Below are 21,444 nucleotides of genomic sequence, written 5' to 3'. Positions count from 1 at the left end.
CCGGCATGAGCGGGGAGTTCGACCTCCGGGCGCTGCTCGACGAGCGCGGCGGCGAGCGCTACGAGCTGCACGCCAAGTACCTCAACCACCAGCTGCCGCGCATGCTGCACACCATCGGCTTCGACAAGGTGTACGAGCGGGCCGAGGGCGCCCACTTCTGGGACGCCGACGGCGTCGACCACCTCGACATGCTCGCCGGCTTCGGCGTGATGGGCCTCGGGCGGCACCACCCCGTCGTCCGCAAGGCCCTCCACGACGTCCTGGACGCCCAGCTCGCCGACCTCACCCGCTTCGACTGCCAGCCGCTCCCCGGTCTGCTCGCCGAGCGGCTGCTCGCGCACAGCCCGCACCTCGACCGGGTCTTCTTCGGCAACAGCGGCACGGAGGCCGTGGAGACCGCCCTGAAGTTCGCCCGGTACGCCACCGGGCGGCCCAGGGTCCTCTACTGCTCCCACGCCTTCCACGGGCTCACCACCGGCTCCCTCTCCGTCAACGGAGAGCGGGGCTTCCGGGAGGGCTTCGACCCGCTCCTGCCGGACACCGCGATCGCCCTCGGTGACCTCGACGCCCTGGAGCGGGAGCTGCGCCGTGGCGACGTGGCCGCCTTCGTCGTCGAGCCCATCCAGGGCAAGGGCGTCCACGAGGCGCCGCCGGGCTTCCTGAGGTCCGCCCAGGAGCTGCTGCACCGGCACGGAGCCCTGCTCATCGCGGACGAGGTGCAGACCGGCCTCGGCAGGACCGGCGACTTCTACGCCTACCAGCACGAGGAGGGCGTCGAGCCGGACCTGGTCTGCGTCGCCAAGGCGCTCTCCGGCGGCTACGTGCCGGTCGGCGCCACCCTCGGCAAGGACTGGATCTTCAAGAAGGTGTACTCATCGATGGACCGGGTCCTGGTCCACTCGGCGAGCTTCGGGTCGAACGCGCAGGCCATGGCGGCCGGGCTCGCCGTCCTGTCGGTCATGGAGAGCGAGGGCACGGTCGCCCACGCCCGCAGGACCGGCGACCTGCTGTCCGGCCGGCTGAAGGAGCTCGTGCCACGGTACGAGCTGCTGCACGAGATCCGCGGGCGCGGTCTGATGATCGGGATCGAGTTCGGCCGGCCGTCCTCCCTCGGGCTGCGCGGCCGCTGGACGATGCTCCAGGCGGCCCGCAAGGGCCTCTTCGCCCAGATGGTCGTCGTCCCGCTGCTCCAGCGGCACCGGATCCTCACCCAGGTCTCCGGCGACCATCTGGAGGTGATCAAACTGATCCCGCCGCTGGTCATCGACGAGGCCGACGTGGACCGGTTCGTCACCGCCTTCACGGCGGTCATGGACGAGGCACACGGCGGCGGCGGGCTGATGTGGGACTTCGGGAAGACGCTGGTCAAGCAGGCGGTCGCCCAGCGCTGACGCGCGCCGATCGCCCGGCTTTTGTCTCTGAGGCAAGAAACTTGCCTCAGAGGCACGTTCCTGGCGGAATGGACGCATGGACCACGTCCCCGGGGAGACCTCCCCGGACCCCGCCACCGCCGGCGTCCTGCCCGACGTCGCCCCGCAGCTGCGGGCCCTGCGCCGCCGCCGGGGGCTGACCCTGGAGGCCGCCGCCCAGCGCGCGGGCCTCTCGCCGGCCCACCTCTCACGGCTGGAGACGGGGAACCGGCAGCCCTCGCTGCCGATGCTGCTCGCCCTCGCCCGTATCTACGGTACGACGGTCTCCGAGCTGCTGGGCGAGGCACCTCCCGAGCGCGACCCCGTCGTCCGGGCCGACCGCTCCGATCCCGTCGAGGCCGGCGGCTGGATCTACCGCCAGGCGGGCGGCGCCGGACGCGCCCTCCAGTGCCTGCGCGTCCACGTGCCGTACGCCACCCGGGCCGACATCGTGCGGGTCCACCCCGGCGAGGAGTGGATCCACGTCCTGGAGGGGCGGGTGCGGCTCGCGCTCGGCGAGGCCGTCCACGTCCTCGACCCCGGGGACAGCGCGCACTTCGACTCGCTGACCCCGCACCGGATCGGCGCCGCCACCCGGGGCGGCGCGGAGCTGCTCTTCGTCCACACGCTGATGCAGAGTCCCGCGGCCGATCTGTGCCTCGGCGACGGAACCCCGCACCTGCGCTGATCCCGCACGACGTTTCCCCTGGAAAGGATCGACATGTCCGAGAAGTCCGTACCGGTCACCGGCGAGGAGCGCGGAGAGGGCAAGTTCCCCAAGGGCCTCGTGCTCCGCCTCTTCGCCTACCTGGTCGCAGGCCACCTCTTCGCCGGGTTCCTCTACCTGCTCTTCATGCTGGGCGGGCAGAACCAGTAGGACTCGCGGCCGGGGCTCACCCCTCCGCGAGCAGCCGCTCCCGGAGCCGCTCGCGGGTCTCCGGGGCCAGTTTCAGACCCTCCGCGAGATAGGCGTCCACCGTGCCCCAGGTCGCCTCGATCGTCTCGAACGCGGCCCGCAGGTACTCCACCCGCGCGTCGAACAGCGGGCTCAGCAGCTCCATCACCTCGGGCGACATCGCGTCGGGGGAGGTGGAGCTGCGGCGCACCTTGTAGCGGCGGTGCGGATCGTTCGACTTCACGTAGTCGGCCTCGATCGCCTCCCGCTCGACCCCGACGGCGAGCAGGGTGATCGCGATCGAGAGCCCGGCGCGGTCCTTGCCGGCCGCGCAGTGCATCAGGGCGGGGACGCTCTCCTCCGCCATCGAGTGCAGGATCCGACTGTGCTCCGGTGTCCGCTGTATCACCATTTTCCGGTACGACTCGGACATTCGGGCGGCAGCCTTGCCCTCGCCGAGGATCTCCCGCAGCTGAGCGGTCTCGCCGTCGCGCACCAGCTTCCAGAACTCCTTGCCGTCCGCCGGGTCGTTGAGCGGAATGTTCACGTTCCGTACGCCGGGCAGCTCGACGTCCGCGCCCTCCACCTTCCGGTCGGCCTCGTTGCGGAAGTCGAAGACGGTGTGCAGTCCCAGCGTGGCGAGGAAGGCGGCGTCGCTCTCGGTCGCGTGGGCGAGGTGGCCACTGCGGAACAGGCGGCCGGCGCGCACGGCGCGCCCGTCCGTCGTCGGCAGACCGCCCACATCCCGGAAGTTGCGGACCCCGGCCAGCTCGGGCTCGTTCGCTTCGGTGGGCGGGACCTGCGGAAGCTGCTGCGTCACGGATGCTCCTGGGTGTCGTCGTTCGGGTGCCCGACGCGAGATCGGTTCCTGGGCCAATCATCCAGGCGGGACGGTGAAGGCGCACCCCCTCGGACGGTAATGGGCGATGTGTCCGATTTGAGGTGTTGGGCATAACGCGCCCTGTTTGAAGGCGAGATGGCCCCTGCTGCGTGAGCAGCGTCATAAAAGTGACGGATCGTGGCCGACGGCCCGGAGCAATTGCCGTGCGCAAAAAGGAAATCGAAGGACCGTCATCCACTCAGGGTGACCGGAATTCGAACCGAATGACATCCGGTGGAAAGTGATCGAAAAACAGTGGCTTGTTCGCGCCGACCCCCTCGTCTAGCGTCACCGTCAATCCGGTCGGACCGCCGAATCCTGCCACCGTCCGGAATTCACTCACCCATGTGTGGCAGGAGCGGGGGACCCGGGAAGTACGCCGGTCCCGCCGACGCAGGACGGCTAGGGGTGAAGCCGCGTGAGAACGCGGCCGGGCATCTCCAGTCCGAACCCGACAGCTCACCTCGCAGGCGCCGGAGAGGAATTCGCCATGCCCGCGAAGGGTAAGCACCGCCGTCCCAGGACCAACCCCATCACGCGTGGATTCGTCGTCGCCGGCACCGGTGGCGCCGTCGTCGCCCTCCCGCTCCTCGGCGCGACCGGGGCCCACGCCGCCGAGCAGTCCGCCCCGGCCGCCGTCCCGAGCCAGGCCGTCACCGCCGCCGCCCAGGTGAAGGCCCCCGCGGCCCCCGCCGCCGCCAAGGCCGCGCCCAAGACGTACTCCGTCGTCCCGGGCGACTACCTGTCGAAGATCGCCGCCGACCACCACCTCGCGGGCGGCTGGCAGAAGCTGTACGCGGACAACCGCCAGGTCGTCGGCGACGACCCCTCGCTGATCCTCCCCGGCATGAAGCTCACCCTCGGCGCCAAGAGCACCGCGCCCGCCGCCCCGAAGAGCGCCGCCCCCAAGGCCGCCGCTCCCAAGAGCGGCAAGAGCTCGCAGGACTCGGAGAAGAACGGCGACACCCAGCGCGCCTCCCGCGGTGACGCCCGCGCCTCCGCCCCGGCCGCCGCCACCTCGGAGACCTCCACCTCGGAGACCTCGACCTCGCAGTCGTCGCAGTCCTCCGCCTCCGGCTGGGTCACGCCCGTCGCCGGCGGCGGCTTCTCCACCCCGTACCGCGCCTCCGGCTCCATGTGGTCCTCCGGCTACCACACCGGTGTCGACTTCATCGCCTCCTCCGGCACCACCGTCCGCGCCGTCGGCGCCGGCACGGTCGTCTCCGCCGGCTGGAGCGGCGCCTACGGCAACGAGGTCGTCATCCAGCACGCCGACGGCAACTACTCGCAGTACGCCCACCTCTCCTCCCTCTCCGTCTCGTCCGGCCAGACCGTCACCGGCGGCCAGCAGATCGGCCTCTCCGGCTCGACCGGCAACTCCACCGGCCCGCACCTGCACTTCGAGATCCGGACCTCGCCGAACTACGGCTCCGACGTCGACCCGCTGGCGTACCTGCGCCAGCACGGCGTCTCCGTCTGACGCGGACGCCTTCCGGCGGCCCGGCACTCCCGTGCCGGGCCGTCGGCGTATTCCGGCTTGGGAGAATCTTTATCGGTGGCATATCTCACCCGGCGTCAACCCCTCCTTACGGTCGCGTAGGTCACATCCCAACGGGAAGGATGTGCTCCCGTGGCAGACGATTCGAGATCAACAGACAAGAACGCATTCGGGTCGTACGCGGCGATCGGTGACAGCTTCACCGAGGGCGTCGGAGACCCCGGGCCCGGCGGGACGTACGTCGGCTGGGCGGACCGCTTCGCGGTGCTGCTCGCCGACCAGCTGCCGGAGCACGACGCCTTCCGCTACGCCAACCTGGCCGTACGCGGGCGCCTCCTCGACCAGATCGTGGCGGAACAGGTCCCCCGGGCGAAGGAACTCGCCCCCGACCTGGTGACCTTCTGCGCCGGCGGGAACGACATCATCCGCCCCGGCACGGACCCCGACGACGTGGCCGAGCGCTTCGAGCGCGCCGTCGCCGAACTGACCTCCGCCGTCGGCACCGTCATGGTGACCACCGGCTTCGACACCCGCGACGTGATCCTCCTCAAGCACCTGCGCGGCAAGATCGCCACGTACAACGGACACGTCCGCGCCATCGCCGACCGCTACGGCTGCCCGGTCCTCGACCTCTGGTCGCTGAAGTCCGTCCAGGACCGGCGCGCCTGGGACGACGACCGGCTGCACCTCTCGCCCGACGGCCACACCCGGGTCGCCCTGCGCGCCGCCCAGGTCCTCGGCCTGCCGGTGCCGGCCGACCCGGACCAGCCGTGGCCGCCGCAGCAGCCCCGGGGGCCCCTGGAGGTCCGCAAGGACGACATCCACTGGGCGAAGGAGTACCTGGTCCCGTGGATCGGCCGCCGGCTCCGGGGCGAGAGCTCCGGCGACCACGTCGAGGCGAAGCGCCCCGACCTCATGCCCCTCTAGTCACGGGGAGGACCGGCGGGGGAACGGCGGCGGGGATCCGCTCCAGGACCCCGCCGGCGAACACGTCGTACAGCGGCAGCGTCTCCAGGTGGACGTAGCCGATGTGACAGTCGCAGACGGCGAGGGGGCAGGCGCGGGGGCGCAGGGCGGCGCGGTACGAGCCGTCGTACAGGTTCCCCAGTTCGGCCCTGACGAAGTGGCAGCGCCGCACCGTCCCCTCGCCGTCCACCGAGATCACCGACTCGCCTGTGCGGCAGGGCAGCCCTGCCGAGCGGTGCGGATGACGGCTGTACGGGAAGAGCGGGTCGATCCGCGTCCACTCCGCCGCCTCCGCGTCGGTGTACGCGTGCCCCTCCGCCGCGTTCACCCAGAGGTAGACGTGCGACGGCAGCGCGGCGCGCAGCCGCCGGGCGTCCTCGGCGTGCTCGGGAAGACCGACCACGCCGACGCTGAACCGGACGCCCCGCTCCGCGAGCTCCCGGCACTTGCCGAGGAAACGCTCGTACGGGGTCTGCCCGGGGTGGTACGTGCACCAGAGCGCCACGCTCTCCGGGTCCGCCTCCGCGAGCCATCCGGTGCGGCAGCTCAGATTGGTCTGGATCGCCACCCGCTCCACGTGCGGCAGCCGGGACAGCCCGACCAGCGCCCGCCGGTACCAGGACCGCACCAGGCCCTCGCCCCACGGAGTGAAGAGGATCCGCAGCCGGTCACCGGTCTGCGTGGCGGCCCATCCGGTGAACCGTTCGAGCGCCGCCCGGTCCGCGCGCAGCAGCTCCGGGGTGTCCCGCCGCTTGGCGAACGGGCAGTACGGGCAGTCGAAGTCGCAGGAGGAGAGCGGGCCCCGGTAGAGCACGGTCAGGTCCATCGCCGAGGGCGGGACGGGGCCCGCGCCGACGGGCGGGGTCAGGTTCATGCCGGGCCCCGCTACTTCGCCTCGTACGCGGCCATCGCGGCCCGCACGGCGGGGGAGAAGAGCTCGGGGCCGAGCCCGTCCGAGTGGGCCAGGCCCTCCGGCGACAGGCGCAGCAGCCCCGACGGGGCGTCCGCGTCCAGCCAGCCGTACCCCTCGAACCGGGCGAGGTCCGGGCCGAAGTCGGCGAAGGGAGAGGAGCCGAACCGCTCCTCGTACCCGGCGACGGGCATGCCCTCCGCCTGGAGCAGCGACTGGAGGAGGTGACGGCGCCGGGCCTCGGGACCGGTCATCCCGTAGCCGTGCTCGGCGCGGGAGAAGTCCTCCGTCTCCGTGTAGACGTCGATGATCGACCGGACCTCGCGCATGTCGACGGCGTAGTCGAAGGAGTAGTGCAGGGCGGAGGTGTACGAGCGGGCCCCGCAGCCCAGACCGATCATGCCGTCCGTCTGGCAGGCGTAGTCGTCCGGCCCGGCGGGACCGGCGTCCGCACGGCGGAACATGCGCATCGACACCTGCTCGTAGCCGTGCGCGACGAGGTGGTCCCGGCCGTACCGGTAGAGGCGCAGCCGCTGCTCGTCCCAGGCGCGGTCGGCGGCGGCGGGGTCCTTGATCCGGCCGAGGCCGGTGAGCGGGCGCACGTACAGCGGATAGAGGTACAGCTCCTCGGGCCGCCAGGCGAGGGCCGCGTCCAGGGAGACCCGCCAGGACCGCTCGGTCTGCCCGTCGATCCCGTAGATCAGGTCGATGTTCAGCACGGGGACGCCGGTGTCCCGGATCCGGCCGAGCGCCGCCTCCACGTCGGCACGGCGCTGCGGCCGCACGGCCGCCCGCGCCTCGGTCTCCACGAAGCTCTGCACCCCGATGCTCAGCCGGGTCGCGCCCCGGTCGGCGAGGAGGGCGAGCCGGTCGGCGGTAGCGGTCGCGGGCGAGGTCTCCACGGACAGCGGCACCGCCCGCAGGTCCACCCCCATCCGCTTCTCGGCGATGTCGCACAGCCGCTCCAGCTCGGCGGCGGTGAGGAAGGTGGGCGTGCCGCCGCCGAAGGCGGCCGTGGCGAACCGCACCGGGTCGCGGTCGCCGAGGGCCTCGCGCACGGCCGTGGCCTGGTGGTCGAGCGCGTCCAGGTAGCGGGTCGTCAGCTCGTCCGGGGCGCCGACGCGGGTGAAGAGGTTGCAGAAGCCGCAGCGGACCTCGCAGAAGGGTATGTGCGCGTACAGCGACAGCGCGTCCTTCGGCTCGCCGGCCCAGAGGGCGGCCAGCTCCGGACGCCCGGTGAGCGGACGGTACGCCGTCTTGTGCGGGTAGGCGTAGACGTAGCTCCGGTACGGGCGGGGGGCGGGGGCGCTCACGCGACGGCCTCCCGGTCGGGTCCGGGCAGGACGAACTGGGCGTACGGCACCGTCCACACGACCTCGTGGCCGAGCCGGTGCCCGGTGTGACCGTCCTCGCCGTACGCCGTGCCGTGGTCCGAGCAGACGATCGTGAAACAAGACCGGCGGCTGCTCATCGCGGCGAAGAGCCGCCCGATGTGCCGGTCGACGTACTCCAGGGCGGCCGCGTGCGTGGCCCGGGAGTCGCCGGCCTCGCGGGTCGCCCCGGGCAGGTGGAACCAGTTGGGCTGGTGCAGCGCGGACACGTTGACGAAGAGGAAGAGACGTCGCTCGCGGGGGAGCCCGGCGACGACCTCCTCGGCACGCGTGACCTGGGACTCGAACGAGGTCGGCGAGGCGACGCCGAAGGACGGCTCCCAGTGGCTCTCCTGGAAGAGGCCGGGCAGCACCGCGCCCAGCGGCGGCTGCTTGTTGAAGAAGCCCACCCCGCCGACGCAGACCGTCCGGTAGCCCTCGTCGGCGAGCGCGGACACCAGGTCGGGGGTGTCGTGCACGTACGTCCCGTCGGTGGTCGTCTCGCTCCCCGCGAACCGGGCCGCGAAGAGCCGGGGGTGCGGACCCGGGGCGGCCGGGGTCGGCAGGAACCCGGCGAAGATCGCCTGGTGCGAGGCGTACGTGAAGCTCCCGGGCGCGTGCCTGCGCTCCCAGCCGCCGCCGGGCAGGTGCCGGGCCAGGTTCGGGAGGCGCCCCTCGGCCGCCAGCTCGACGGCCACGTCGTACCGCAGCGTGTCGAGGGTGACCAGGAGCAGGTCGTGGCTGCCGACGATCGCGTTCATGTCGGGCTGGTTCACGTGGTGCTCGTTCCTGTGGTGCTCGGGGGTGTCGTGCTCAGGGGCGCCGCGCCCGGGGGTGTCGTGCTCGGGGGTGCCGTGCCCGGGGGTGCCGTGCTGAGAGGTGCCGCGCCCGGGGGTGTCGTGCTCGGGGGTGTCACGCCGATCGGGCCGCGCCCGCGCGGGGCTCGACGGTGGTGCGGGAACTGCGACGCGACCTGCGCCGCGTAGGTGTCGAGGCCCTCGCAGCCGCTGCCGGGCAGGCCCGTGAGCCCGGGCAGCAGATCGCCGAAGGCGTTGACCTCGCCCACGGCGAAGCGGCGCCACCCGGCGGCCGGCAGCAGGTCGACCCCCACGCAGCGGGTGCCGGGGAACGCGGCGGCGGCCCGCTCGCACACGCCCAGCGCGTCCTCCCAACGCCCGCCGGCGGCGGTGATCGCGGCCCGGGCGGCCGTCAGATCGCCCCGGGCGCCGCCCAGGTGCAGATTGGTCATGGGGGAGCGGCCGGTGCGGAGCACGGCATGGGTGGCCCGTCCGTCGACGACCACGACCCGCAGGTCGGCGGCCCGTCCGCCCTGAGTGGCCTTCGGCAGCCAGCGCTCCACGTGCAGGCCGTCGGGCGCCAGGGCGTCCACGATCGCGGCGACCTCGGGCTCGCTCGTGTAGCGCCGCACCCGCAGGGAGTTGAAGAGCCGTCCGCCGGGCCCGCGCTCCACCGAGGTGGTCGCCTGGATCCGGCCCGCGCCGTTCGTCTCCACCGCGAGGACCCCCGAGGCGGAGGAGCCGTGCGCGAGCTTCACGAACACCCGGCGCATGCCGGGCCGCCCGGTCAGCGACCGGACGTCCGCCCAGCCGCGCACGACCGGGGCGGCGGCACCCGACGTGGGCGACTCGGGCACCGGGACTCCGGCGGCCCGCAGCCGGCCGTGACTCAGCCGCTTGTCGAAGAGGACGGCGAGCTCGCCGGGATCGTCGACCAGGGTCGCCCCCGCATCCGTCACGGAGACGGCGAGTCCCGCCACGGCGGCGGTGAACCGCTCGTACCACAGGCCGCTGCCCTCGACCCGGGCCGGATCGTCGACGTCCCGCAGCAGCCGGTCGGCCTCCGCGTCCTCGCCGGGCGAGTCCAGCCGCACGGTCTCGCCAGCGGCGAACCGGGCCCGGCCGCGCAGCACGTCGGGCCAGGACACCACCCGCGCCCCGGGCAGCCCGGCGGTCCGCAGCGCGTCCTGGAAGAACGCGACGCGGCGGCCCGCCGGATCGCCGACGACCACGAGCCGCGGGCCGCCGGTGACGGGACGCGGACGTGTGGCGACGGGGCGCGGGCGTGCGGTCATTCGGCGACCGCGACGTACCGGTAGACCTCGCCGTCGCCGTCGTCCTCCGGGACCTGCGGGTCGTCGAGGACGACGGTCACACCGTGCGGGACGAGGGCCGCGCGGACCCGCTCCCCCATGGCCTCCGACAGGTAGTGGTGGGACAGGTCGAGGTGGGCGAGATGGGTCAGGGGCTGGCCGTCGAGGAGGGCCGCCGCGCCCTCGTCGGTGAGCACGCCCATGGACAGGTCGAGGCGCTCGATCCGCGCGACGACGGGCGCACCCGCCACGGCGGCCGCGACGGCGTCCTGGATCACGCTGTTGCGCAGGCCCAGCCGCCGCAGGGCGGGGAAGGCCGTCCCGTCGAGCAGCGGCGCGAGGTCGTCCGGGGTGCTGTCGCCGCCGTACTCGTCGGTGCCGAGCCAGAGTTCCAGGTTCTCCAGGGCGGGCAGGTCGCTGCCGACGATGCCGCGCACCACCTCGGCGCCCAGGCCGCCCGTCTCCACCACCAGGGTCTCGAGACCGGTGTGCCGGACCGGCGGGAAGGCCAGCCCGGAGCCCCCGCGCACGCCGAGCCCGCGCAGCGCGGGGTAGGCGGCGAGCAGCGGCGTCACGTCGGACTGGACGATCCAGGAGATCTCGCAGTCCTCGCCGGTCATGTCCCCGATGAACACCGCCGCCAGGCCCGTCAGCCGGTTGTTGGCGCCGATCAGGGCGGTGACGATGTCGGCCGACGAGGTCTCGTACGCCTCGTCCCAGCCGCCGACGACCAGCGCGCGCACCCGCCGCGCGTCGACCGTCTTCAGGAACCGCTCGAACTGCGGTCCCCACAGCTCGTCCCCGGGGTCGGAGTACGTCGGGGCGGAGATCCGCCAGGCGACCCGGTCCGCCTCGGGCAGCTCGACCCGCGCGTCCTCGGCAGGGAAGTCGAACACGGGCAGGCCGTGGAATTCCTGCAGGTAGTGGCCAACGGTCATGGCGGTGCTCCAGAGAACGGACGAGCGGGTCGGCTGACGGGAAGAGTTCTACCAAGCGCCACCGACAGCGCCCGTGCCGGGTCGCCCTCGACCGCCTCCGAACCCGGTTGTCAGTGGTGGCCCCTAGCGTCGTTCCCGTGTTCGGCGGATCGCGCCGAACGGGGAGGGGAGAGCCATGTACCGGCAGGGAGACGTGCTCATCGTGCCCGTGGAGGAGACGGCCGTTCCGGTGAGGGCGAGGACGGCGCAGGGGGAGCCGAGAGACGCCCGGGGCCGCCTGCTCCTCGCGCTCGGCGAGGTCACCGGGCACGCCCACGCGATCCCCGGGCCCGGCCGGCTCGTGCGGGAACAGGGGCCGTTCGGCCCGTTCCTGCTCGAACTGCCCGAGGGCGGCCGGGTGGTGCACGAGGAGCACGCGCCGATCCCGCTGCCCAAGGGCTGGTACCGGGTGGTGCGCCAGCGGGAGTACGTGCCCGGGGCGTACCGGATCATCGCGGACTGACGTCCGCCGGACAGGAGCGAAGGACGTGGGGGAGAACGACATGAACGACACCACCGCCCGGGACAGGTGGCGGGCCGTCGCCGCGGCCACCGGGCCCGCCGACCGCACCGCCGCCGAGGCGGGCGTCCGGCTCGCGTACCGCGCGGCGGGCCTCGCGGAGCCGCGGCGCGTGCTCTGGGCCGGCTCGCCGCTCGCGGCCGTCGTCCTCCTGCGGGGCCTGACCGGCCTGGGCCGCTCGGTGCGCGACGAGGTGCGCACCCGGCCGTGGGCCGAGGAGCGGCGCCGCGTCCACGACGCGCTCGGCCCCGCCGGCTGGGCGGACCACTGGCAGACCACGGGCGCGGCCCTCTGGGATCCGACCCGCGCCCTCGCCGACCGGATCCGGGCCGGGGTGACGGACGCCGTCGTACGGGCCGCCGAGGGGGCCGCCGAGCCGGCCGCGTCAGGCGTCCGGGCCGACACGGCAGACCCGGACGGCGCCGGAGTTCCGGCCGGATCCGCCCGTGTGGAGACCGCCGTGCGGCTGCTGCTGCTCGATGCGGTGCTCGGGCAGCACGACGCCGCGTGGCTGGCCGCGTTCGACGGGCACGGCGAGCGCCTGGCGGGGCTCGCCGCGGTCGCCGGACACGCGGGCTGGTGGTGGCCGTACGAGAACGTCGCCGTGGTGTGCGAGCGGCCGGTCGAGCTGCACCGGGACGAGGCCGGGCGGCTCGACCGGGGCGACGGGCCCGCGCTCGCCTTCCCCGACGGGTTCGCGCTGCACGTGTGGCGGGGCATGCCGGTGCCCGCCGCCTTCCTGGCCGGCCTCCCGGACCTCACCCCCGAGCGGATACGGGGGGAGGACAACGCCGAACTGCGCCGCGTGATGCTGGAGTACTACGGCTACGACCGCTACCTCGCCGATTCGGGCGCCCGCCCCGGGCACCGGGACGAGACGGGGGTCCTCTGGCGGATCGAGTCGGACGACGACGAGGACGTGGTGATGGTCGAGGTGGTCAACTCCACGCCCGAGCCGGACGGCACCCACCGCACGTACTGGCTCCGGGTGCCGCCCGGGACGCGCACCGCCCGGGAGGGCGTCGCCTGGACGTTCGGGCTGCGCCCGGAGGCGTACGCACCGCTCGTGCAGACCTGAGCGGCCCGCGCGGGGGAAGCGGGGCCCGGATGGTACGGAGAGGTGAAGGGAGCCGCTGGTCAGGAGTGGCGCGCGGGAGGCGGCGTCGCAGGGTGCTGGGATGTGCCCGCCGGAGCCCCGGCACCCACTCCCGAAGGGACCGCCTGTGACGACCCGCCGGCCCAGCGCCGCCCGCACCGCCCGTCTGCTCGCCGCCACCGCAGTGCTCGGCGGCCTCCTCGTCGGCACCGCGGCCCCCGCCCTGGCCACCGCGCCCGCGCGGCAGGCCCTCCGCGCGGCCGTCGAGGAGCCCGCGCCCGCGACGGTCACCGTCACCGGGCAGGGCCGCGCGTCCTCCGCACCGGATCTGGCGATCCTCTCCGTCGGCGTCGAGGCCACCCGCAAGACGGCGAAGGAGGCGATGGCGGCGCAGAGCGCCGCAGCCAAGGCGCTCCTGGAGGTGCTGCACCGGCAGGAGATCGCCGACCGGGACATCCGTACCGACAGCCTCTCCCTGTCACCGGCGTACACCCAGAACGCCGACGGAGAGAACAAGGTGACCGGCTATCAGGCCGGGCAGTCGTTCTCCGTGAAGGTCCGAGACATCGACCGGACGGGGCAGGTCATCGGCGCCGTCAACGAGGCCACCGGGGACTCGGGCCGGATCAACGGCGTCGTCTTCGACGTCGCCGACCCGTCGGCGCTGCGGGCGAAGGCCCGTGAGGCCGCGTACCAGGACGCGTACGACAAGGCGGCGCAGCACGCCCGGCTCAGCGGGCACCGGCTCGGGCGGCTGGTCTCGCTCAGCGAGGGCGAGTCCGTGCGGCCCGGCATCGGCGCGGCCCCCGGCATGCCCGCGGACGAGCCCACCGTTCCCCTCGCTCCCGGCGAGATCGAGGAGCAGGTCACGGTCTCGGCCGTCTTCGAACTCCTCTGACGGGGGAGGGGACGGTCCTGCCCGGCCCGCGTGACCTTCGCCGCCCGGTGCCGTTCCTATCGCGCGCCGGGCCGCCCGGTCGGCGCTTCCGGCCTTGGCCAGGAGTCCTCGTCCGGGCGTCCGCTTCCTGCCGGAGCGGAGTCCTGGTCCGGTGCCTCTTCCGGTGCCGGAGCGGAGTCCTGGTCCGGTGCCGGGTCGGTGTCCTCGTCCGGCGCCTCTTCCGGTGCCGGGCGGGTCTCCTCGCCCGGTTCTCCGCCCGGTGTCGGGTCGGTGTCCGGCAGGCCCAGTTCGCGGTCGAGGGCGGCGTCGGCCCAGCGGAGCATGGCGGTGCGGGAGAGGGATCCCGCGTAGGCGGTGGTCTGTACGGCGAGGCCGTCGAGGAAGGCGGTGAGGCGCCAGGCGGCGGCCGCCGGGTCCTGGCAGCGGAACTCCCCGGCGGCGGCGCCCTCGGCGATCACCCGGGTCAGCGCGGCCTTCCACTCCTGGTCGAGGGAGGTGGCGACCCGGCGCAGTCCGGGGTCGCGGAGCGAGGCGGCCCAGCCCTCGATCCACAGCCGCCAGCCCTTGGCCTGCCCGGTCGGGGCGTACCAGCGGACCGCCGCCCGGAGTCGCCGTACCGCCGAGGAGCGGCGTCCGAGGACCCGTCGCAGCTGGGCGAGGTCGGCCTCGGCCGCGTGCGCGAAGGCGGCCGCGACCAGCTGTTCCTTGGTGGAGAAGTGGTAGAGCACCAGGGCGTTGCTGACGCCGAGCGCGGAGGCGACGTCGGAGATCCGGACGGCCGCGACACCGCGGGCCTCGATCTGCTCGACGGCCGCCCGCAGCAGCTCGTCCCGCCGCTCCGTCACGCTCAACCGCACTCTCGCCACGCCGTGCAGCCTACACAGCACATGACAAGGGCATGATCATCAACGGCGCCGGGGCGTGGCCGGCTCAGTACCAGCCGTAGCGTTCGGCGATCACCGGCAGCCGTTCCGCCACCAGCGCGTGCGCCGCGGCGCGCGGAGTCGTGTCGTCCGCCGCCGCCCGGTCGAGCATCCCGGCGACGAGGGTCCGCATGGCCCCGCGCACCCGGTCGAAGGCCTGCTCGGCGTCGGCCTCGATGTCGCCGAAGAGAGTCCACCACCACCAGGCGTTGGTGCACGAGTTCACGACCACGTCCGGGAGCACGGTCACCCCGCGCGCGGAAAGGGCCTCCTCGGCGTCCGGCAGGACCGGCATGTTGGCCGCCTCGGCGATCCAGCGGGCGGTGACGCGCGCCTGGTTCCCGGCGTCGATCGCGTACGAGACGGCCGCGGGGACGAGGACCTCCGCGTCGGCCGACAGCCAGGCGTCCCCGGCCTCCTCCCGGTCCCCGGGCCGCAGCGCCGAGCGGTCGACGGTGCCGTGGGCGTCGCGGGCGGCGAGGAGCGCCTCCACGTCGAGCCCGTCGGGGTTCACGATCGTGCCCCGGACGTCGGCCACGGCGACCACCCGCAGCCCGGCCCGCGCCAGGAACCGGGCCGTCGCGCCGCCCATGGTGCCGAGACCCTGCAGCGACACCCGGGTCCCGGCGTGCCCCCGGCCGGCCCGGTCGAGGGCGACGAGCACGGACTCGGCGACCCCGAGGCCGCCGACGAGCTCGTCGAGGCCGATGCCGTCCACCTCGATCGCGAACGCGTCCGCGAGCCGCTTCCGGGCCGCCGCCTCGTCGTCCAGGAGCGGGTACACGGCCTGCACCGAGGACTCAAGGCCCGCCTCGGCCACCGCGCGGTCCACCAGGTCCTGGGTGAGCCCCAGGTCCTCTCCGGTGGTCCAGAACCGCTCGACGTACGGCCGCATCGCGCGCAGGTAGCGCACCAGGACGCCGTACGCCTCCGGGGAGCGGGGGTCGCAGTCGATGCCGCCCTTCGCGCCGCCCAGCGGGACGTACCGGGCGGTCGGGTCGTAGTGCAGGGCCTCCTTCATGGTCATCCCGCGGGCCAGCCCGGCGACCTCCTCCGCCGTGCACCCCTCCCGCATCCGCAGGCCCCCGCTCGCCACGCCGCGCACCAGCCGGTCGACCACCAGGTGGCCCCGTCGCCCGGTCACGTGGTCGGTCCAGCCGACGGAAAGCAGGGGGGCGGTACTCATCGTGAGGCTCCTAGGGAGGGGCGGCGGGCCGGTCGGCCGTACTGAACCGCGATTCAGTATGGCCGACCGTCCGGGCCGTTCGCGGCGCGGGCCGCCCATAATGGAACGACCCCCAGAGATCAGGAGGTCCTGTGACCGGTACCGGCTCCGACCGTTCGCCTCGGGCCCGGCTGCGCGCGCTGCGCCCCGAGTCCTTCGGCGCGGATCCCACGGGAGCGCGTCTCGCCCGTATCCGCCGCTCGCCGAACTTCGCGGACGGGATCTTCCAGAACCCCGAACCGGCCCGCCGCGGCCCCTCCGGCTCCAGCGTCGAGTTCGCCAAGATCTACTTCGACAAGGAAGGACGCACGCGCCGCGCCCCCACCGGCACGATCCCCGTCCATCCGACCACCGTGGCCGACCTGGCCAGGCCCCCGGCCACCGGGCTGCGCCTCACGTGGATGGGGCACTCCGGCGTCCTCGCGGAGATCGACGGCCACCGGGTCCTCTTCGACCCGGTCTGGGGCGAGCGCTGCTCACCGTTCCCCTTCGCCGGCCCCAAGCGGCTCCACCCGGTGCCGCTGCCCCTCGCCGCGCTCGGCCCGGTCGACGTCGTGGTGATCTCGCACGACCACTACGACCACCTGGACCTGCCCACGATCAAGGCGCTCGCCACCACCGACACCGTCTTCGCGGTGCCCCTCGGCGTCGGCGCGCACCTGGAGCGCTGGGGCGTGGCCGCCTCCCGCCTGCGCGAGCTCGACTGGAACGAGTCCACCGAGATCGGCGAGCTGACGCTCACGGCGACCCCCGCCCGCCACTTCTGTGGCCGCGGCCTGCGCAACCGGCAGATGACCCTCTGGGCCTCCTGGGCCGTCACCGGACCCGCCCACCGGATCTTCCACAGCGGCGACACCGGCTACTTCTCCGGCTTCAAGGACATCGGAGCGGCCCATGGCCCCTTCGACGCCACCATGATCCAGATCGGCGCCTACTCGGAGTTCTGGACCGACATCCACATGACCCCGGCCGAGGGCATGCGGGCCCACCTGGACCTCCAGGGCGGCGGGCCCGGCGGTGTGATGCTGCCGATCCACTGGGGCACCTTCAACCTGGCCCCGCACCCGTGGGCGGAGCCCGGCGAGGGCACCGTGGAGGCTGCCGAGGGTGCCGCCCAGCGGATCGCCCTGCCCATCCCCGGCCAGCCCTTCGAGCCGGGCGCCGAGCGGCTCCCCGACGCGCCCTGGTGGCGCGCGGTGGCCCGGGTCCCCGCAGGTGGCTGGGGAGGTTCCGGTCTCACCGACGGTCACGGGACGCCCGAGGCCGCCGCGGAGGCGAACGCGGAGCCGGTCACCGGACCGTCGTCCGGAGAACCGGGCGAGGGCAGCGGCCGCGGAGCACCCGAGGCGGCGCGCACTCCCTGAAAAGCACCCCGACCGGCCGGTCCGCACCCCCTCCGGGGGATTCCGGTCAGGAACGATTTCCGCAGAGGGCGGAGGCGTGAGAACGCCTCCGCCCTCTTCCGTTCCTGCTCAGCGAGGCTCGCCGGGGCCGAGTCGTCGCCTTTCGGCCGATGCTTCTCGGCCTGTCGTACGAGGGGCGATACCAGACCGGGTCGCAGTACGGGTAAGTTTGCCAACTGCGCACCGCACATGAACGGTTGACGACTACAGTGTGTGGTCGATGATCATCGACAGGCTCATCGCGTCCCCCTTCAGACCACCCCCGTAGACCCCGCAGAAAACTCCCGCAGTACGCCGATTTCCGGGCACGTACCAAGGACACTCATGTCTCAACTTCGCGCACCCGCCTCGCGGTCCGACCGTCGCGAGGGCGGGCGGCACGGCCGGTCAGGCGCCCGCTCCGCCTCCGGCATCAGCAGCACCCCGCCGGCACAGCCCCCCACGCCGCACCCGACGGAAGCCCGCATACGCCCCCAACTCCTGCGCACCTCCGTGCTCCCCGCCGTCGCGGTGGCACTCGGCGGGGCGGCGGCCGTCATCTTCACCATCCGCTCCACCGGCGCCAGCCCCACGCCCGGCCTCTGGGCCGCGCTCACCGGCGCCGCGGCCCTCACCGTCGCCTCCGTGACGGCCGCCGCGCTCGGCGCCGACCGGGCCGCAAAGGCGGTCCTCGACCGCTGTAACGCCCTGCGGCGCACCAGCGCGCGCGGCCAGAGCGAACTGCGCACGGTCGTCGAACAGTTGCGCAGGGGAGAGAATCTCCCGCCCCGCCCCGCGCTGCCGACGGGCGGCGCCACGGGCGACGAGTTCGACCTGCTCTCGCAGGAACTGACCCGCTCTCACGAGGCCGCCGTGGCCGCCGTCGTACAGGCGTCCCGGCTCTCCAGCAGCGTCGGCAACGAACAGAAGGTCGAGGTCTTCGTCAACCTCGCCCGGCGCCTGCAGTCCCTGGTCCACCGCGAGATCCAGCTCCTCGACGAGCTGGAGAACGAGGTCGAGGACCCGGAGCTGCTCAAGGGCCTGTTCCACGTCGACCACCTGGCCACCCGCATCCGCCGGCACGCCGAGAACCTCGCCGTGCTCGGCGGCGCCATCTCGCGCCGCCAGTGGTCGAACCCCGTCACCATGACCGAGGTCCTGCGCTCCTCCATCGCCGAGGTCGAGCAGTACCCGCGGGTGAAACTCGTACCTCCGATCGACGGTACGCTCCGGGGCCATGCCGTGGCCGACGTCATCCACCTCCTCGCCGAACTCGTCGAGAACGCGACGCTGTTCTCCGCGCCGCACACCACGGTGCTGCTGCGCGCCCAGTACGTCACCGCGGGCCTCGCGATCGAGGTCGAGGACCGCGGACTCGGCATGCCCGTCACCGAGCAGAACAAGATGAACGCCCTGCTCGCCGACCCCGACCAGGTCAACGTCGCCCACCTGCTCCAGGACGGGCGCATCGGACTCTTCGTCGTCTCGGCGCTGGCCCGGCGGCACGGCATCGCCGTACGCCTCCAGTCCAACATCTACGGAGGCGTCCAGGCCGTCCTGGTGCTCCCGCAGGGCCTCCTCGGCGCCGACCCCGAGGGGCTCGCGCAGCACGAGCGGCAGGCCGCCGCGACCGCCGGCTCCTCGGCCGTCCCGCCCGGCCAGGTCCAGATGCAGCCGCAGCCCCCGGCGCCGTCCCAGCCGGCCGTCGCCGCGCCGCAGCCGGCCCCGGCGCCGCACCCGGTCGCGGCACCGACGCCCAACCCCCTGACGGCACCCCTGCCGGGCTCGGTGGCGGCGCACTCCCCGGCACCGGCCCACGCTCCGGCCCACCGCCCGGCGCCCGCGGCCATGAACGGGACGGCCCCCGCCGCCCCCGCACCGCACTCCTCGCCCGCCCCGGAGCGGGCCGGCGCCCGCCACGAGGAGACCCATGGGCCGGACTCGCACGCGTACCCCCGTACGAGTGCGCAGTCCAACGGGTACGCGGACTTCGGCCACGCCCCCGCGATACCGGGACAGCCGGGCGGCGCCGACCACACGGCCCCGCCCGCCTCCCTGATGTCACCGCTCCCCCCGGCCCCCGGTGCCGAGGCCCACGGCCGTCCGCTGCTCCCCAAGCGGCGCGCCCAGGAACACATCGTCCCGCAGCTGCGTGACGAACCCGTGGCCCGGAGGTCCGAGGAGCACGCCCTGCACGACCCCGGTCTGATGGCCGCGTTCCAGCGCGGAATCGGCCTCGCCGAGTCCCAGCCCGCCCCCCAAGAAGCGCTGCGTCCAGGCGACGCGCACAAGGAGTAGATGCACCATGGCGAGCAATGCGCCGACCGGCCATTCCTCGGACCTCGACTGGCTGCTGAGCGGACTGGTCCAGCGGGTTCCGTACACCCGCAACGCCGTTCTGCTCTCCTCCGACGGCCTCGTGAAGTCCGTGCACGGCCTCGACCCCGACGCCGCCGACCACATGGCGGCCCTCGCCTCCGGGCTGTACTCGCTCGGCCGCAGCGCCGGCGCGCGGTTCGGCGACGGCGGCGAGGTACGTCAGGTGGTCGTGGAGCTCGACTCCACCCTCCTGTTCGTCTCCACCGCGGGCTCCGGCACGTGCCTGGCCGTCCTGGCCGGGCGCGAGGCGGACGCCGCCGTCCTCGGCTACGAGATGGCGATGCTCGTCAAGAGCGTCCGGCCGTACCTGGTCACCCCCGCCCGGCAAGCGGCCGGCCTGGTGGGTGGCCTCGGACAGTGAACGTGACGTCCGCACAGGAAGGGCCCTGGCTCGACGACGCGGCCGGCCGGCTGATCCGCCCCTACACCGTCAGCGGTGGCCGGACCAAGCCGACCACCGCCCTCGACCTGCTGTCGATGGTGATGGCGACCGGATCGTCACCCCAGACGCACATGGGGCCCGAGCACAGCCTGGCCCTCGGGCTGTGCGACGGGCCCACCTCGGTGGCCGAGATCGCGGCGCACTTACGGCTCCCGGCCGTGGTCACCAAGGTCCTCCTCTCCGACCTCGTGGACTGCGGGGCGCTCACCGCCAGGGCGCCCCGGTTCCACGCCACCCCAACCGACCGTTCCTTGCTGGAGGCAGTGCTCGATGGCCTACGACAACGGCTCTGAGCGCCACGACAGTTCCGCTGCCGATCCCTTCCCCACCGCACTCAAGATCCTGGTGGCGGGCGGATTCGGCGTGGGCAAGACGACCCTCGTGGGCGCGGTCAGCGAGATCGAACCGCTGAGCACCGAGGAGCTGCTGACCTCGGTCAGCGCGGCCACCGACAGCCTGGAGGGCGTGGAGTCCAAGACCACGACCACCGTCGCCATGGACTTCGGCCGCATCACGCTCGACGACCGCCACGTGCTGTACCTGTTCGGCACGCCGGGGCAGGAGCGCTTCTGGTTCATGTGGGACGAGCTCTCCGAAGGAGCGCTCGGCGCGGTCGTCCTCGCCGACACCCGCCGGCTCCAGGAGTGCTTCTCCGCCGTGGACTTCTTCGAGCGGCGGGGCATCCGGTTCGTCGTGGCGGTGAACGAGTTCGACGGCGCCTACCGCTACGAGCCGGACGAGGTACGGGCAGCGCTCGACCTCAAGCCGGAGGTGCCGGTCGTCCTCACCGACGCCCGGATCTCCAGCTCCGGCATCCGCACCCTGCTGACCCTGGTGCAGCACCTGCTCACCACCATCCCGGACACCGTGCCGAGCTACGGAGCCACGCCATGACCTACGACCCGACGGGTCACCTCCTGCTGACCCCCATCGACAAGGAGGCGCCGGCCCGTGTCCAGCGGCTGCGTGAACTCGGGCTCGGGGAACGTCCGGACCCGGCGTTCGACGAGTTCGCCCACCGGCTCGCGGACGTGACCGGCGCTCCCTTCTCGATGGTCAACTTCATCGACGAGAACCGGCAGTTCTTCGCCGGTCTGCACACGCCCGAGGGCACCCACTCGGGCAGCGACCTCGGCGCCGCCGCCGCGGGTGGCGGCGGTGTCGGCCGCTACATGGCCCGCGACCATGGCTACTGCCCGCACGTGGTGGTCCGGCGCAAGGCCCTCGTCCTGGAGGACGTCTGCGACTACCCGCGCTTCGCGGGGAACCCGGTCGTCGACGAGATCGGCATCCGCTCGTACATGGGCGCGCCGCTGATCGACCGTACCGGCGTCGCGCTGGGCACCATCTGCGTGGTCGACACCGACGTCCGGCCGTGGGGGCGCGCCGGTCTCGAGACGATCAAGGCGATGGCGGCCGAGCTGATGGAGCAGATCAACCGGCGTGAGGACGGCATGTTCTGACCGCCGCTCAGTGACGTGTCGGAGCCCGGTACGGCCATGGCCGTACCGGGCTCCGACACGTCCGGCGTGCGGAAGAGGGACGCCTCCGCCGTGCCGTCCGC

General features: G+C 73.5%; 21 protein-coding genes, 1 pseudogene and 1 riboswitch. Of the genes and pseudogenes, 14 read left to right on the top strand and 8 right to left on the bottom strand.

The window, feature by feature from the left end:
* Positions 1-5 precede the first annotated feature (5 nt).
* The 3 genes from OO54_RS20840 (at position 6) to OO54_RS46440 (ending at position 2,286) form a co-directional block, all read left to right on the top strand.
* A complete protein-coding gene (locus tag OO54_RS20840) occupies positions 6-1,391 on the top strand; it encodes an aspartate aminotransferase family protein (protein ID WP_033205107.1) in 1,386 nt (461 codons plus the stop codon).
* Positions 1,392-1,467: 76 nt separating this feature from the next.
* Positions 1,468-2,097 carry a helix-turn-helix domain-containing protein gene (locus OO54_RS20835; protein ID WP_051787053.1) on the top strand — a complete coding sequence of 210 codons (630 nt, stop codon included), beginning with the start codon at positions 1,468-1,470 and terminating at the stop codon, positions 2,095-2,097.
* 33 nt (positions 2,098-2,130) lie between these two features.
* Positions 2,131-2,286: a DUF6126 family protein gene (locus OO54_RS46440; RefSeq protein WP_017236655.1), complete on the top strand. Its 156-nt coding sequence runs from the start codon at positions 2,131-2,133 to the stop codon at positions 2,284-2,286.
* A gap of 16 nt (positions 2,287-2,302) precedes the next feature.
* Here the strand turns inward: OO54_RS46440 and OO54_RS20830 are convergent, their stop codons facing one another.
* On the bottom strand, positions 2,303-3,124 hold the full coding sequence (locus OO54_RS20830; protein ID WP_033205105.1) for a tyrosine-protein phosphatase: 822 nt from the start codon (positions 3,122-3,124) through the stop codon (positions 2,303-2,305).
* A gap of 390 nt (positions 3,125-3,514) precedes the next feature.
* Positions 3,515-3,670, top strand: a riboswitch (cyclic di-AMP (ydaO/yuaA leader).
* Positions 3,671-3,674: 4 nt separating this feature from the next.
* On the opposite strand from OO54_RS20830, the gene OO54_RS20825 reads away from it, so the two are divergent.
* Complete coding sequence (locus tag OO54_RS20825; RefSeq protein ID WP_033205103.1) at positions 3,675-4,664, top strand: M23 family metallopeptidase; 990 nt, start codon at positions 3,675-3,677, stop codon at positions 4,662-4,664.
* A gap of 150 nt (positions 4,665-4,814) precedes the next feature.
* Positions 4,815-5,609 carry an SGNH/GDSL hydrolase family protein gene (locus OO54_RS20820; protein WP_033205102.1) on the top strand — a complete coding sequence of 265 codons (795 nt, stop codon included), beginning with the start codon at positions 4,815-4,817 and terminating at the stop codon, positions 5,607-5,609.
* On the opposite strand, the gene OO54_RS20815 is transcribed toward OO54_RS20820, so the two are convergent.
* Genes OO54_RS20815 through OO54_RS20795 form a run of 5 tightly spaced genes read right to left on the bottom strand, consistent with a single transcriptional unit; the run spans position 5,596 to position 10,976 of the window.
* Complete coding sequence (locus tag OO54_RS20815) at positions 5,596-6,474, bottom strand: STM4011 family radical SAM protein (RefSeq protein WP_033205152.1); 879 nt, start codon at positions 6,472-6,474, stop codon at positions 5,596-5,598. The two genes, OO54_RS20820 and OO54_RS20815, sit on opposite strands and share 14 nt — an antisense overlap.
* A 59-nt stretch (positions 6,475-6,533) precedes the next feature.
* Positions 6,534-7,871 (bottom strand): STM4012 family radical SAM protein, encoded by a 1,338-nt coding sequence (locus OO54_RS20810; RefSeq protein WP_033205100.1) that lies wholly within the window; start codon positions 7,869-7,871, stop codon positions 6,534-6,536.
* Positions 7,868-8,689, bottom strand: a complete 822-nt coding sequence (locus OO54_RS20805) for an STM4013/SEN3800 family hydrolase (RefSeq protein ID WP_033205151.1) — start codon at positions 8,687-8,689, stop codon at positions 7,868-7,870. Before OO54_RS20805 ends, OO54_RS20810 begins: the two co-directional genes overlap by 4 nt.
* 11 nt (positions 8,690-8,700) lie before the next feature.
* Entirely contained in the window at positions 8,701-10,020 is a 1,320-nt protein-coding gene (locus tag OO54_RS20800) for an STM4014 family protein (RefSeq protein WP_051787052.1), read from the bottom strand.
* On the bottom strand, positions 10,017-10,976 hold the full coding sequence (locus OO54_RS20795; RefSeq protein ID WP_033205098.1) for an STM4015 family protein: 960 nt from the start codon (positions 10,974-10,976) through the stop codon (positions 10,017-10,019). Before OO54_RS20795 ends, OO54_RS20800 begins: the two co-directional genes overlap by 4 nt.
* Before the next feature lie 175 nt (positions 10,977-11,151).
* On the opposite strand from OO54_RS20795, the gene OO54_RS20790 reads away from it, so the two are divergent.
* The 3 genes from OO54_RS20790 to OO54_RS20780 all read left to right on the top strand — a co-directional run bounded on the left by OO54_RS20790 (position 11,152) and on the right by OO54_RS20780 (position 13,529).
* Entirely contained in the window at positions 11,152-11,478 is a 327-nt protein-coding gene (locus OO54_RS20790) for a hypothetical protein (protein WP_033205096.1), read from the top strand.
* 40 nt (positions 11,479-11,518) lie between these two features.
* Entirely contained in the window at positions 11,519-12,613 is a 1,095-nt protein-coding gene (locus tag OO54_RS20785; protein ID WP_033205148.1) for a DUF6745 domain-containing protein, read from the top strand.
* 145 nt (positions 12,614-12,758) lie between these two features.
* The gene (locus tag OO54_RS20780) at positions 12,759-13,529 is read left to right on the top strand and encodes an SIMPL domain-containing protein (protein ID WP_033205094.1); all 771 of its coding nucleotides are present in this window, start codon (positions 12,759-12,761) and stop codon (positions 13,527-13,529) included.
* Positions 13,530-13,807: 278 nt separating this feature from the next.
* On the opposite strand, the pseudogene OO54_RS20775 reads toward OO54_RS20780, so the two are convergent.
* A pseudogene (locus OO54_RS20775) lies at positions 13,808-14,395 on the bottom strand (TetR/AcrR family transcriptional regulator); the annotation flags it as partial.
* 64 nt (positions 14,396-14,459) lie between these two features.
* A complete protein-coding gene (locus OO54_RS20770) occupies positions 14,460-15,638 on the bottom strand; it encodes a Glu/Leu/Phe/Val dehydrogenase dimerization domain-containing protein (protein ID WP_033205091.1) in 1,179 nt (392 codons plus the stop codon).
* Positions 15,639-15,769: 131 nt separating this feature from the next.
* Here OO54_RS20770 and OO54_RS20765 point away from each other — a divergent pair, with 131 nt between their 5' ends.
* From OO54_RS20765 to OO54_RS20740, 6 genes are all read left to right on the top strand, one after another.
* The gene (locus tag OO54_RS20765) at positions 15,770-17,041 is read left to right on the top strand and encodes an MBL fold metallo-hydrolase (RefSeq protein WP_033205089.1); all 1,272 of its coding nucleotides are present in this window, start codon (positions 15,770-15,772) and stop codon (positions 17,039-17,041) included.
* Between the two features lie 363 nt (positions 17,042-17,404).
* A complete protein-coding gene (locus tag OO54_RS20760) occupies positions 17,405-19,357 on the top strand; it encodes a sensor histidine kinase (protein WP_033205087.1) in 1,953 nt (650 codons plus the stop codon).
* A gap of 7 nt (positions 19,358-19,364) precedes the next feature.
* Positions 19,365-19,799, top strand: coding sequence for a roadblock/LC7 domain-containing protein (locus OO54_RS20755; RefSeq protein WP_017236638.1), 435 nt, complete (start codon positions 19,365-19,367; stop codon positions 19,797-19,799).
* Complete coding sequence (locus OO54_RS20750) at positions 19,796-20,173, top strand: DUF742 domain-containing protein (RefSeq protein ID WP_376489529.1); 378 nt, start codon at positions 19,796-19,798, stop codon at positions 20,171-20,173. The genes OO54_RS20755 and OO54_RS20750 overlap by 4 nt, the downstream gene beginning before the upstream one ends.
* On the top strand, positions 20,151-20,774 hold the full coding sequence (locus OO54_RS20745) for a GTP-binding protein (RefSeq protein ID WP_017236636.1): 624 nt from the start codon (positions 20,151-20,153) through the stop codon (positions 20,772-20,774). Before OO54_RS20750 ends, OO54_RS20745 begins: the two co-directional genes overlap by 23 nt.
* Positions 20,771-21,343 carry a GAF domain-containing protein gene (locus OO54_RS20740; RefSeq protein ID WP_017236635.1) on the top strand — a complete coding sequence of 191 codons (573 nt, stop codon included), beginning with the start codon at positions 20,771-20,773 and terminating at the stop codon, positions 21,341-21,343. The genes OO54_RS20745 and OO54_RS20740 overlap by 4 nt, the downstream gene beginning before the upstream one ends.
* The last annotated feature ends 101 nt before the right edge of the window (positions 21,344-21,444 follow it).

This window comes from Streptomyces wedmorensis, from assembly GCF_000716445.1.
Lineage (GTDB): Bacteria > Actinomycetota > Actinomycetes > Streptomycetales > Streptomycetaceae > Streptomyces > Streptomyces wedmorensis.
Note: the sequence above shows the minus strand (reverse complement) of the source record. Positions and strands in the feature narration are given on the sequence as shown.

Coding starts and splice junctions, on each gene's coding strand:
- OO54_RS20835 (WP_051787053.1), top strand. CDS start 1,468: ATGGACCACGTCCCCGGGGAGACCTCCCCGGACCCCGCCACCGCCGGC.
- OO54_RS20840 (WP_033205107.1), top strand. CDS start 6: ATGAGCGGGGAGTTCGACCTCCGGGCGCTGCTCGACGAGCGCGGCGGC.
- OO54_RS20740 (WP_017236635.1), top strand. CDS start 20,771: ATGACCTACGACCCGACGGGTCACCTCCTGCTGACCCCCATCGACAAG.
- OO54_RS46440 (WP_017236655.1), top strand. CDS start 2,131: ATGTCCGAGAAGTCCGTACCGGTCACCGGCGAGGAGCGCGGAGAGGGC.
- OO54_RS20755 (WP_017236638.1), top strand. CDS start 19,365: ATGGCGAGCAATGCGCCGACCGGCCATTCCTCGGACCTCGACTGGCTG.
- OO54_RS20760 (WP_033205087.1), top strand. CDS start 17,405: ATGTCTCAACTTCGCGCACCCGCCTCGCGGTCCGACCGTCGCGAGGGC.
- OO54_RS20805 (WP_033205151.1), bottom strand. CDS start 8,689: ATGAACGCGATCGTCGGCAGCCACGACCTGCTCCTGGTCACCCTCGAC.
- OO54_RS20770 (WP_033205091.1), bottom strand. CDS start 15,638: ATGAGTACCGCCCCCCTGCTTTCCGTCGGCTGGACCGACCACGTGACC.
- OO54_RS20745 (WP_017236636.1), top strand. CDS start 20,151: ATGGCCTACGACAACGGCTCTGAGCGCCACGACAGTTCCGCTGCCGAT.
- OO54_RS20815 (WP_033205152.1), bottom strand. CDS start 6,474: ATGGACCTGACCGTGCTCTACCGGGGCCCGCTCTCCTCCTGCGACTTC.
- OO54_RS20790 (WP_033205096.1), top strand. CDS start 11,152: ATGTACCGGCAGGGAGACGTGCTCATCGTGCCCGTGGAGGAGACGGCC.
- OO54_RS20795 (WP_033205098.1), bottom strand. CDS start 10,976: ATGACCGTTGGCCACTACCTGCAGGAATTCCACGGCCTGCCCGTGTTC.
- OO54_RS20825 (WP_033205103.1), top strand. CDS start 3,675: ATGCCCGCGAAGGGTAAGCACCGCCGTCCCAGGACCAACCCCATCACG.
- OO54_RS20785 (WP_033205148.1), top strand. CDS start 11,519: ATGAACGACACCACCGCCCGGGACAGGTGGCGGGCCGTCGCCGCGGCC.
- OO54_RS20800 (WP_051787052.1), bottom strand. CDS start 10,020: ATGACCGCACGCCCGCGCCCCGTCGCCACACGTCCGCGTCCCGTCACC.